At 62.8% G+C, this 12,724-nt stretch carries 5 protein-coding genes; 1 reads left to right on the top strand and 4 read right to left on the bottom strand.

All coding sequences use genetic code 11. The annotated features are described in order from the left end of the window. Positions 1–312 precede the first annotated feature (312 nt). From HMI60_RS08240 to HMI60_RS08230, 3 genes are read right to left on the bottom strand one after another with little or no spacing between them, the layout of a single operon-like run. Positions 313–3,966: a 1,4-alpha-glucan branching enzyme gene (locus HMI60_RS08240; RefSeq protein WP_193590931.1), complete on the bottom strand. Its 3,654-nt coding sequence runs from the start codon at positions 3,964–3,966 to the stop codon at positions 313–315. Between the two features lies 1 nt (position 3,967). Beyond that, positions 3,968–5,764 carry a maltose alpha-D-glucosyltransferase gene (gene treS / locus HMI60_RS08235; RefSeq protein WP_018777880.1) on the bottom strand — a complete coding sequence of 599 codons (1,797 nt, stop codon included), beginning with the start codon at positions 5,762–5,764 and terminating at the stop codon, positions 3,968–3,970. Further along, on the bottom strand, positions 5,764–7,848 hold the full coding sequence (locus HMI60_RS08230) for an alpha-1,4-glucan--maltose-1-phosphate maltosyltransferase (RefSeq protein ID WP_193591153.1): 2,085 nt from the start codon (positions 7,846–7,848) through the stop codon (positions 5,764–5,766). Before HMI60_RS08230 ends, treS begins: the two co-directional genes overlap by 1 nt. Before the next feature lie 125 nt (positions 7,849–7,973). Between HMI60_RS08230 and glgP the strand changes: the two genes are divergently transcribed. Continuing rightward, entirely contained in the window at positions 7,974–10,598 is a 2,625-nt protein-coding gene (gene glgP, locus HMI60_RS08225; protein ID WP_179128366.1) for an alpha-glucan family phosphorylase, read from the top strand. A gap of 113 nt (positions 10,599–10,711) precedes the next feature. On the opposite strand, the gene HMI60_RS08220 is transcribed toward glgP, so the two are convergent. Continuing rightward, positions 10,712–12,712 carry an ATP-binding cassette domain-containing protein gene (locus HMI60_RS08220; protein ID WP_193590930.1) on the bottom strand — a complete coding sequence of 667 codons (2,001 nt, stop codon included), beginning with the start codon at positions 12,710–12,712 and terminating at the stop codon, positions 10,712–10,714. Positions 12,713–12,724: the final 12 nt, after the last annotated feature.

The following is a 12,724-nucleotide window of genomic DNA, read 5'->3' as shown; positions in this document are numbered from 1 at the left end:
ACACCCCACAGGGTCCAGGATCGCTCCGGAGCAACTTTCCAAACCTACCGGCTGCTTCCCTCCGAGTCAAATCGGCAAGCTTGACTTGATTTTTCCTTGCGGTTTCTTGTCAGCTTGCGATCTCAACTCGTGGAGCAGCGCGGGTATTAACTATACACACACTCTGCCGGGTTGGCAAAGCCCCTCTCCGATGGACTCCCTGGCCCCAACGAAAGCAGGCAACGCTCCCCCGCCGCAGTGAGGGAGCGTTGCCTGGAAACACCGGTTATGTGAGCGGGCGTCAGGCCCAATCACGCGGGAACTGGAGGAGCGTTACTCAGCCGGCGTGAACCAGGATGCTCCGAGCGGCGGCAGCGTGACGGACAGCGCCGCCGGCTGCCCGTCCGTGCCGGGGGCAGTGGCCTTCAGCGAACCGGCGTTCACCACACCTGACCCGCCATATGCTTCGGCATCGGTGTTCAGGACTTCGGTCCACTCCCCCGCCAGCGGAACACCCAGGATGTATTCCTGGTGCGGACCGCCGGAGAAGTTCACCGCGCAGACCAACGGCTTGCCGTTGTTGCCCCAGCGGATGAAGGTGAGGACGTTATGGTCCGCGTCGCCACCGTTGATCCACTGGAACCCGCCGGCCTCGTTGTCCTTCTCGTAGAGCGCAGGAGTGGCGGCGTACACCTCGTTGAGGTCCTTGACCAGGAGCTGCAGGCCGCGGTGGGCCGGAATGTCCGAGAGGAACCAGTCCAGTCCGTACTGCTCGGACCACTCCGCTTCCTGGCCGAACTCAGTACCCATGAAGATGAGCTGCTTGCCGGGGTGCGACCACTGGTACGCGAAGAAGGCACGAAGGTTGGCCAGTTGCTGCCAGCGGTCGCCCGGCATCTTGCGCAGCATGGAGCCCTTCCCATGGACCACTTCGTCATGGCTGATGGGCAGGAGGAAGTTCTCCGTGAACGCATAAACCAGCGAGAAGGTGATGGTGCCGTGGTGCCACTTGCGGTTGATGGGGTCTTCGGAGATGTACTTCAGGGAGTCGTGCATCCAGCCCATGTTCCACTTCAGGCCAAAGCCCAGACCGCCGTGGTTGGTGGGTGCCGTAACGCCGGGGAATGCGGTGGACTCCTCGGCAATGACGATAGCGCCGGGGTGTGACTTGTAGACCGTCGCGTTGACTTCCTGCATGAAGGAGATGGCTTCCAGGTTCTCCCTGCCGCCGAACTTGTTCGGGCGCCACTGACCCTCCTCGCGGGAGTAGTCGAGGTAGATCATGGAGGCCACGGCGTCCACGCGCAAGCCGTCAATGTGGAACTCCTCCAGCCAATACAGCGCGTTGGCCACCAGGAAGTTCCGGACCTCGCTGCGGCCGAAGTCGAAAATCAGCGTGCCCCAGTCCGGGTGTTCGCCCAGCGCCGGATCGGAGTGCTCGTACAACGGCTGGCCGTCGAACTGGGCCAGGGCCCAGGAATCCTTGGGGAAGTGGGCAGGGACCCAGTCCAGAAGGACGCCGATACCGGCCTGATGGAGCGAGTCCACCAGGAACCGGAACTCATCCGGGTGCCCGAAGCGTGAGGTCGGGGCAAAGTATGACGTCACTTGGTAACCCCATGAGCCGCCGAACGGGTGCTCGGCGACGGGCATGAATTCAACGTGGGTGAAGCCAAGCCACTTCACGTACTCGACGAGTTCCTTGGCAAGTTCCTTGTACCCCAGACCCAACCGCCAGGAGCCCAGGTGGACTTCGTAGACGCTCATGGGCGAGTTGTGCGGATCCCGCTTGGCCCGGGCAGCCATCCAGTCCGCGTCCTTGAAGCGGTAGCTGGCGTCCACTACCCGCGATGCCGTGAGCGGAGGGACCTCGGTCCCGAAGGCCAGCGGGTCGGCTTTCTCGATCCACTGACCCGTCTTGGTCAGGATCTCGTATTTGTAGCACGCCCCTGCTACAACACCTGGAATGAAGAGCTCCCAGACGCCCGAGGACCCCAGCGAGCGCATTCCGTGCGAGCGTCCGTCCCAACCGTTGAAGTCACCCTTCACGCGGACAGCCTGCGCATTCGGCGCCCACACAGCGAAGGAAACACCATCCACGTCGCTCAAGGCGGACCGGTAGTGCTGGACGTGCGCACCCAGGACATCCCAGAGCCGTTCGTGGCGGCCTTCGCCGATCAGGTGCAGGTCAACCTCACCCACAGTGGGCAGGTAGTGGTAGGGGTCATCGATGGTGACGGGTTCGACGTCGTACACCACTTCCAAACGGTAGTCCGGCACATGCCCGGCCTGCAGCGGTTCCAGGACCGCAGTCCATACTCCGTGCGACTCGTGTTCCATGGGGGTGCGGCCCGTCTCCGTCACCACGGTGACGGACTTGGCCAGGTGCTTCACTGTCCTGATGGTCACGTGGCCGTGGTCATCTAGGTGGGCGCCAAGGACCGAATGCGGCGCGTGGTAAGCGCCGGCCGCCACGCGTTCCAAGGTCTCGGAGTCCACGTGCAAGGGAACTCGGGGCCGTTCGGTACGTGCTGAGCCAGTCATGTCATTACCTTCCGCTGTTGCTGCCGCATGCTTGCCGCGGCTTGTGTTGTCGAGGATCCGTCGGGATGCGTTCACCGGTATCGACAACCAGTCGGGCCGGTTACGCAGCTCGTACACCACCTCGTATAAGGCCTTGTCCAGCCACAATGCCACAAAGAGCGGCGACTGGAGGTCAATGGTTCCCGGGGTGACTTCGCTGTACCCCTCAAGGAAGGCGGCAGCACAGTCATCCACCCAGGTCTCCGGTACCTGCGCGTCAGGATTCTCCCTGGTCGCGGCACCGGCGGCGTAGTCGAACGAGCGCAACATGCCGGTGACATCGCGGAGCGGAAGATCAGGGGTGTTCCGCTCGTCGATCGTCCGCAGCGGCTCGCCCTCAAAGTCCAGGATCGCCCAGCGGCCCGGTTGCGCCCCGTTACCGGCAACCCGCAGGATCTGGCCCAGGTGGAGATCACCGTGGACGCGCTGCAGCTGTCCCACGGCCCGGGGCTCCAGGGCCGCCAGCAGTTCTTCAAGGTTTGCGTCATAGGGCCCGACGGCGGACGCCGCCTCAGCCCACGACTGCCGGACCCGCCGGGCAACAGTGGCGATGATGTCCGGGCCCTGCTCCTGGCCGTCATGGGTGCCGAAGGTTTCCGCCAGCCTGGCGTGAACCGTGGCGGTGGCGTTGCCGAGTCCCCGCGCTTCAGCCGTGAAGTCGTTGCCGGCCGCGGCGGCATCAACAGCCAGACGCCAGGCGTCCAGGCCGCCGAGCAGGAATTCGTGCGCGACTGTCAGCTCACCTGTGGCCACTGCACCGTCTTTCGACGCCGGTTCATTCCACGAGCCCGTGATCCAGCCCAGCGTCGCGGGAACCTCGCTGGTCCCTGCAGCGGTCAGCGCCGCACCCAGCTCAACCTCGGGATTCCGGCCGGGCGAAAGCACCCGGAAGATCTTGACGATCGCCGCCGAGTCACCGTCGTCGATAATGACGGACGTGTTGGACTGTTCGCCGGAAAGGACCCGCACGGACACTGGGTTTTCCGGAAGCGGGATGCGGCCACGGGTGAGGTGGCCGCGGGCTGAACCAACATTCCCTTCGCTGCGCATGAGCTGCAGCCACGCCGTGACGAATTCGGAGTCGTAAACGGCGTCGTACACCAAACGAAGGCCCAGTTCCGGATCCGTGTACTCGCCCAAAAGCGCCGAAGGCGCATCCACAAGCGGTTGGCTGTGGAAGCTCAACGGCACCTGGACCACATCGGTCCGGGGACCGCCGTCGGCCGTCCGGTGGGTGACGGCCAGCACCAGGACCTCCAACACAGCGTCGCCGCTGCCCTGAAGTCTGAAGCCGCCCACCTGCTCCAACGCGAAGTCGGGGCTCTTGACCGGGAACCAGCGTTTGCCGGGAAGCCAGGTCCGCAGAAGTCCTTCAATGGAGGGGTTCAAGTTTTCCTTGTTCATCTCATCCTTTGGAGGTCACCACTGGAATCGCCTGGGTAAAAGGCGACGAGGGATTCGAAAATGCCGAGCGTACCCGCAGCCAGTAGAAGCTGTGGCTGCCCAGCATCACGGTCAGGTGACCGTTGTCACCGACGGCCGGGAAAGGCTGGCCGCCAAAAATATCGCGCAAGCCGCGGCCTGCGAACTCGGGAATATCCAACGTTGCCGCGACCGGGTGCTGCGAGAGGTTGAAGACACAGAGAATGGTTTCCGCGTCTTCCCCTTCCGGGTTTCCTGCAGGAAGCTCACGGACGTAGGCCAACACCACCTCGTGGTCGGCCTCGATGTGCCGGAAACCGCCCAAGCCGAATACCGGGTGGTTCTTCCGGACACTAAGGATCTGCCGGGTCCACCGGAGCAGGGAGCCTGAGTGTGCGGCTTCGGCCTCGACGTTGGCCATGCTGTAGTTGTAGACCAGCGACTGGATTACCGGAAGATACAGCTTGCCCGGGTCCGCCGAGGAGAACCCGGCGTTGCGGTCCGGGTTCCACTGCATGGGGGTGCGGACGGCATCGCGGTCATCAAGCCAGATGTTGTCGCCCATGCCGATTTCGTCCCCGTAGTACAGGAACGGGCTGCCGGGCAGGGACAGCAGCAGCGCATTGATGAGCTCGATCTCGGAGCGGGAGTTGTCCAGGAGCGGTGCCAGACGGCGGCGGATACCGATGTTGGCCCGCATGCGTGGATCCGGCGCGTACCAGCCAAGCATGGCCGCACGCTCCTCCGCAGGCACCATCTCCAGAGTCAGCTCGTCGTGGTTCCGCAGGAAAGTACCCCACTGCGCACCCCGCGGGATTTCCGGCGTATCGCGCAGCGTGTCAATGATCGGCGCGGCTTTCTGGTCACGGAGTGCGTAATACAGCCTGGGCATGATCGGGAAGTGGAAAGCCATGTGGCATTCGGGCGCTTCTTCTGTCCCGAAATACTCCACCACTTCGTGCGGAGGCTGGTTGGCCTCCGCAATGATCACCCTGCCCGGATAGTTCGCATCCACCATCCGGCGCAGGTCCTGCAGGAAGGTGTGGGTCGCCGGCAGGTTCTCGCAATTAGTGCCCTCCTCTTCGAAGAGGTACGGAATGGCGTCAGCCCGGAAGCCGTCGATGCCCTGGTCCAGCCAGAACCTGATGACGTCGTAGAGAGCCTCGATGACCTTTGGGTTTTCGAAGTTCAGGTCCGGCTGGTGGCTGAAGAACCGGTGCCAAAAGAACTGCCGACGGATGGGATCGAAGGTCCAGTTCGATTCCTCCGTGTCAACGAAGATGATGCGGGCGTCCTGGTACTTCTCGTCCGTGTCGCTCCACACATAGAAATCACCGTAGGGACCGGTGGGATCCTTGCGGGACTCCTGGAACCAGGGGTGCTGGTCAGACGTGTGGTTCAGCGGAAGGTCGATGATCACCCGGACGCCACGGGCGTGGGCCTCGGCCACCAGCCGTTTGAAGTCGCTGATGGTACCGAATTCGTCCAGCACCGAGGTGTAGTCCGCGATGTCGTAGCCGCCATCGCGCAACGGGGAATGGAAGAACGGCGGCAGCCAGAGGCAGTCAACGCCCAGCCACTGGAGGTAGTCCAGTTTGTCGATCAGGCCTTGGAAGTCGCCGGAACCATCCCCGTTGGCATCCGCAAAAGCCCGCACCAGTACCTCGTAGAAGACTGCCTTCCGGTACCAGAGCGGATCATGCTGGAGGCCGGGGGCGTTCAACTCGAAGGTGTTCTTCGGGGTGAAGTACTGGCTGGGATTCTGCGGAGAAAAACTCACTAAGGCTGCCTCCGGATGCTCAGGACGTGTGCCGGTTCAACGTGGGCATCGAGGCGGACATAGTTGTGCTCGCCCCACCACCAGCTCTGGCCGCTGATGAGGTCGTCAACACGGAAGAGCCCGTCTTCGTTGAGATCGGCCGGGTCAAGGTCCAAGGCCGCCAGATCCAGTGAAACGGTGCTTTCACGGGCACTGTGCGGATCCACGTTGACCACCGTGATCAAGGTGTCCTTGGTACCGTCAGCCAACGTCTTGTGCTTGGAGTAGACGATCGTGGCGTCATCGGTGCTGCGGTGGATGGTCAGGTTCTGCAGGTCACCCAGCGCCAAGTGGTCCTTGCGGATGGTGTTGAGGCGTGTGATGTACGGGGCCAGCGTCCGGCCGGATTCGGCGGCACCTTCCCAGTCCCGGGCTTTGTACTCGTACTTCTCGTTGTCGATGTACTCTTCCGCGCCGGGACGGGCCACGTGTTCGTACAGCTCGTAGCCGGCGTAGACGCCCCACAGCGGGCTGGCCGTCGCTGCAAGGACGGCCCGGATGCGGAAGGCCGCGGGTCCGCCGTACTGCAGGTACTCGGTAAGGATGTCCGGGGTGTTGACGAAGAAGTTCGGACGGAAGTATGCCGGGCTCACGTGGCTGACTTCGTGGAAGTACTCCTCCAGCTCGGTCTTGGTGTTCCGCCAGGTGAAGTACGTGTAGGACTGCTGGAATCCGGCCCTGCCCAAGGCATGCATCATGGGCGGGCGTGTGAAGGCCTCCGCAAGGAACACGACTTCGGGGTTCTTCTTATTGATCTTGCCGATCAGCCATTCCCAGAACCACACCGGCTTGGTGTGCGGGTTGTCCACACGGAAAATCTTGACCCCGTGGCTGATCCACAACTGCACGATGCGCAGGATCTCCTTGGAGAGACCCGCGGGGTCGTTGTCGAAGTTCAGGGGGTAGATGTCCTGGTACTTCTTTGGCGGGTTCTCGGCGTAGGCGATCGAGCCGTCCACGCGGGTGGTGAACCATTCCGGGTTTGACGTGACCCAGGGGTGGTCCGGAGCTGCCTGCAACGCCAAATCCAGGGCCACTTCCAGGCCAAGCTCATTGGCCCGGGCCACGAAAGCGTCAAAGTCCTCGAAGGTTCCGAGCTCCGGGTGGATCGCGTCGTGTCCGCCGTCCTTGGAACCAATCGCCCATGGCGAACCGGGATCCTGCGGCCCCGGAGTCAAGGTGTTGTTACGGCCCTTGCGGTGCTGGACACCGATCGGGTGGATGGGCGGCAGGTAGATGACGTCGAAGCCCATGTCCGCGACGGCGTCGAGCCTCTTGGCCGCCGTGCGGAAGTTGCCGGACGTCCACACCCCGGTGGAGTGGTCCAGGACGGCGCCTTCAGAACGCGGGAAGAACTCGTACCAGGAACCACGCCCCGCCAGGTCGCGCTCCACTTGAAGCGGAAAGCGCTCCGAAACGGTCACCAGCTCGCGGATGGGAAGACGCCCGACGGCGGCCAGCACCTCAGGGCTGAAGCCGGCGCCAAGGCGCTCCTCGGCCGTCTTGGTGGTATCGGAAAGCACGACGGAAGCGGCGCGCAGGGTGCGCTTTTCAGCGCCGGTGCGACCGGCGTCGTCGGCTGCTCCCGCGAGGAGGGCCGCGCCTTCGGCGAGCATCAACTCAACGTCAATGCCCGCGGCGACCTTCACCTCGGCATTGTGGTGCCAGGTGCCGTAGCGGTCATGCCATGCCTCAATGACGAAGGACCAGGCGCCGGTGCCGCTGGGGGTGATCAGGCCCTCCCAGCGGTCCAGGCCCTTCCACTGCTCGCCTTGGGCCGGGTGCAGTCGCACGCGCTGGCGCTCCCTGCCCCGGGGATCGAGAAGCACGGCGGAGACGCCCAGCTGGTCATGCCCCTCTCGGAAGACGGTGGCTCCGACCACCAGATCCTCGCCAGGCAACGCTTTCGCGGGGAAACGGCCACCCTCAACCACCGGCTGCACGGCAGTGATGGGGAACCGCCCGAAGCGAAGGCCGGCGGTGATGTCCGAGGTCGTCTTGGAATTCAGAACGGTGGTGGTTCGCGCAGTTTTCGTCACAACCACGACGTTAGCGACAAAAATCACAGAATGCTAAGCAAACGAGGTTTCTCCTTGACGCAAGATGACTTTTACCTAAAAGAAACCCAATGCAGTTCCGGCTGCCATGGGAGTCCGTTAGTGTGGCGCTCGTGAAGGCTATTCGAAGGTTTACAGTCCGTACCGTCCTCCCCGAGCCCATCCGGCCGCTGGCCCGATTGGCGACCAATTTGCGCTGGTCATGGCACCGGCCAACAAGGGAACTTTTCGCGAGCCTTAACCCGGCTCTTTGGGAGGCCTCGCAGCACGACCCCATCGCTCTCCTGGGATCAATCAGCCGCGAGCAGCTACAGGATCTGGCCAACAACGGCGAGGTAGTGGACCGCGTACAGCACGCCGCAGCCGACCTGGACCGCTACCTCAGCGAACCGCGCTGGTACCAGGGCCTCGGCGAAGATGCACCGGCCTGCATCGCCTACTTCTCCCCCGAATTCGGCATCACCGAAGTTCTCCCCCAGTACTCCGGCGGCCTAGGCATCCTCGCCGGCGACCACCTCAAAGCCGCCTCCGACCTCGGTGTGCCCCTGATCGGCGTCGGGCTCCTCTACCAGGCCGGCTACTTCAAGCAGTCACTGTCCCGCGATGCATGGCAGCAGGAAACCTACCCCGTGCTGGACCCCGATGGTCTCCCCCTGACCCTGCTCCGCCACCCGGCCAAGGACGGCGCCCAAGGCAAGCCGGTGCAGATCTCCCTCCCGCTGCCCAACGGCCGCGAGCTTCACGCGCACGTGTGGCGTGCCGACGTCGGACGCGTTCCGCTGCTGCTGCTGGACTCCAACGTCCCTTCGAACGATGAAGCCGCCCGCGGCATCACCGACCGCCTCTACGGCGGCGGCGGCGACCACCGCCTGCAGCAGGAACTCCTGCTGGGCATGGGCGGGGTCAAGGCCCTGCGCGTCTACCAGGCACTCACCGGCACGCCCGCGCCCGAGGTCTTCCACACCAACGAAGGCCACGCAGGGTTCCTGGGGATCGAACGCATCCAGGAAGCCATGTCCGACCCCAACGAGCCCCTCACCTGGGACGAAGCCCTCGCAGCCGGCCGTGCGTCCACCGTTTTCACGACGCACACGCCGGTGCCGGCCGGGATCGACCGTTTTGAGTCCCTCCAGATCAAGCACTTCTTCGACGCCGGACTGGCACCTGCCGTCCCCACCGAACGCATCCTGGAACTCGGCCGCGAAAACTACGACGGCGGCAACCCCTCCGTGTTCAACATGGCCGTGATGGGCCTGCGCCTGGCGCAGCGCGCCAACGGTGTGGCAAAGCTCCACGGCGTGGTCTCCCGCGAAATGTTCTCCGGACTGTGGCCGGGATTCGACCATTCCGAAATTCCCATCACCTCCGTGACCAACGGCGTCCACGTCCCCACCTGGGTGGACCCGCGGATCTCCTCCCTGGCCCGGCACCAGTTCGGCGCCGAAGCTGAGGCGATGGGACGCTGGGACCTGGCCTACAACGTCAGCGACGAAGACGTCTGGAGCCTCCGGCGCGAACTGCGGGCACAGCTCATCGAGGACGTCCGACGCCGGCTCCGGGCTTCGTGGAAAAAGCGCGGCGCCGCCGATGCCGAGCTCGGTTGGACGGACTCCGTCCTGGATCCGGACGTACTCACCATCGGCTTCGCACGCCGGGTACCCACGTACAAGAGGCTCACCCTCATGCTGCGCGACCCCGCCCGGTTGAAGGCCCTGCTGCTGGATCCGAAGCATCCCATCCAGCTGGTCATCGCCGGCAAGTCACACCCTGCCGACGACGCCGGCAAGAAGATGATCCAGGACCTGGTCCGCTTCACCGACGACCCCGAGGTCCGGCACCGGATCGTGTTCCTGCCGAACTACGACATCGCCATGGCACGCACCCTGTTCCCCGGCTGCGACGTCTGGCTCAACAACCCGCTGCGCCCGCTCGAAGCCTGCGGCACGTCCGGCATGAAGGCCGCCATCAACGGCTCCCTCAACCTCTCCGTCCTGGACGGCTGGTGGGATGAAATGTACGACGGCGAAAACGGCTGGGCCATCCCGACGGCCAACAACGGCGCATCCGCCGACGAACGCGACGACATCGAGGCCTCGGCACTGTACGAGCTCCTGGAAACCCAAGTGGCACCACGCTTCTACGGCACCACCGTCGCCCAGGGCGCAGGAGCAGCAGGCCCGTCCGAGTCCAGCCAGGAAACCGTGCCGACCCACTGGGTGTCCATGATCAAGCACACCCTCGCCAACCTCGGCCCGGCCGTCTCCGCCGAGCGGATGCTGCACGACTACGTCAACAACCTCTACTGCCCCGCCGCCGTCTCCGGACGCCGGGCGGTTGCGGAATCATTCAAGGAAGCCAAGGAGCTCGCAGCCTGGACGTCCAAGGTCCGCAGCGCATGGCCCGAGGTCGTAGTGGAACACGTGGACTCCGTCGGTGTGTCCGAGGAACCCCAGGTCGGCGACAGCCTCCAGGTCAACGCCTACGTCGCCCTGAACAACCTCACTCCGGACGATGTCTCCGTGGAGGTGGCCTTCGGCCGCGCCGAGGAATCCGACGAGCTCGAGGACATCGTAGTGGCGGAACTGGACTCCGTGGAGGACCTCGGCAACGGCCGGCACCTCTTCAACGGCTCCTTGGTCATCAACCGCTCGGGCTCGTTCGGCTACACCGTCCGCGTGTTCCCGAAGCACTCCGCGCTGGCGTCCAAAGCTGAACTTGGGTTGATCGCGAACGCTTAGTCCCAATCACGTCGGTGACCCGCTTTCCCGTTGTTGGGTAACAACGGGAAAGCGGGCCACCGACGTTTTAACAGGGCACAGGGATCTTAGCCTTAGCGAATTCTTGGGGCTTGCTAGCCGCGAATAGCAATAGCGGGATCCTTGCGGCTGGCGACCCAAGCCGGGTAAATGGCGCTCACAATACCGGTAGCCGTACCCAGAAGGATTCCAACCAGCCATAGCCCTGAGGGCAACACAGGTGGCCAGGCCTGGATCCAAGACACAGAAAGCGTCGTGATGGTTCCGATGACCCCGCCTAGAGAACCCGCTGTTATTCCGACGATGAAGCCCTCAAGGATGAAGGATCGGCAAATTAGCCATCGACTAGAGCCGATCGCTCGTCGTAGGGCTATCTCGGCCGACCGGTTTTGGACGGTCAGGTACATCGAGGAAGCCGCAGTGATAATGGCCAGGAGTATGAGAACGAGGGATAACAAAGCGATGAGTGACCCGAGATCATTTGACACACCCTGTCTGATCGACTGAATATCGGACGTGACGTCGACCCTAGCCTTACCAGGGTCGCTCGGCGAGTACGCCAGCGGTGCTACTTGGGCGATCGCCCCCGAAAAGCCCTTTTCGGTTCGAACCTGAATTTTAAGGTCCGCCCTGGAGACTGCACGCATGATGCTGGCGTCTACGAATACAGAGTTGGAGTACTCCGGGAAATTAGTACCGGGATCGAATACACCGACAACCGGTACAAGTCGGTCCTCGATCCATATGCTCGCACCGGCCACAGGCCCAGTTTTCTGACTGAACGGTATGTTGAGCGCCGTTGCTGCCTTCATCGACACCACTGCGAGTGGTCCGGCTCGTGGGTCGTCGAAGGCACTCCGGCTGTTCTGGGGAATCAGCTTGATGTCGAAGTCCTTGAAGTAGTCCTTAGAGGAGGAATGAAGCGACAAGGGCGTTTCAGGTTCGGGGTCGGAAGGTCCAACTCTAGTAATACGTACGTCTGCCGGAACTGCTGAGTACACAAAGGACGCGCCAACTACGTGAGGAACGCGGGTAATGCGGTCTACCCCGGCACGAAGCTCGTCGAAATCATCACGAAGTACAGAAGGACCGTCTCCGACGGTGATGGCCAGCCTTTCCTGTGCCGCGATCGCCAGCCGATTATTGATTGCATTCGAAGTCGTCGAACTAATACCCAGGGCACCCGTCATCCCGCCAATAGCAATCGCAAATGCAAGGATGAGGAGCATTGTTCGGAGGGTCCGGGTGGACAACGCGTTAAGTGCATCACCCCAATCGTCCACGAGGGAACGGACGAAGCAAGACACCCATGACTGCCGCTTTCGCGCCAGTGTAGGCTCTGCGTGGGCCGAAATCTGAGAGGGCCGCTTGGGATGACTATTGGTGCCTACGTCACTCGTGATTCGACCATCTCGAATCTGAATTCGGCGGTCCGCTTGGTTCGCGACCTCGGAGTCATGGGTGATGACAATTACGGTGACACCCTCGGAGTTGAGCTTCCGAAGATATTCAATGATCCGTCTGCTGTTGTTTGAATCAAGATTGCCTGTCGGTTCGTCCGCAAGGATGATCCGCGGTTGCGTCGCAATTGCGCGTGCTATTGCAAGCCGTTGCCGCTCGCCGCCCGACAGGAGCTTAGCTTGGCTCCCGTACTTATGCTCAAGCCCAACGAACTTCAGCGCGTCCAGGGCAATCGCTGCACGCGCATCCATCGGCACGCCCTGGACCCGCAAACCTATAGCAGCATTGCTGATTACGCTTTCGTCACCGAGGACGTTTGAAGACTGGAAAACAAACCCGATCAGATGCAGTCGCATCCTGTCAAGGCTTCGCTCTGAAGCGGATTCGACAACCTGACCACGAATAGCGATACGGCCGGAGCTGGCCCTGTCCAACAGGCCCATGATGTTCAAAAGCGTCGATTTTCCGGAGCCCGAAGGGCCCACAACGGACACGAACTCGCCCGCTTCAATTTTCAGTGAGACGTCAATTAATGCGGAGGACTCGGCACCCGGATATGTGCGCGATATTCCTTCCAAGCTGATGGCCAATGCGTCCTCGGAGCCCGCATCTTTCGCTTTAGGTTTGAGGGCCACTGGCCGCACAAT

Origin of the sequence: Paenarthrobacter sp. YJN-D (assembly GCF_015040335.1) — a bacterium.
Classification (GTDB): domain Bacteria; phylum Actinomycetota; class Actinomycetes; order Actinomycetales; family Micrococcaceae; genus Arthrobacter; species Arthrobacter nicotinovorans.
The sequence above is the reverse complement of the archived record's forward strand: the minus strand, read 5'-3'. Positions and strand labels throughout refer to the sequence as shown.

Excerpts from the sequence above, each read along its gene's own strand:
- HMI60_RS08240 (WP_193590931.1), bottom strand. The coding sequence starts at position 3,966 with ATGAACAAGGAAAACTTGAACCCCTCCATTGAAGGACTTCTGCGGACC.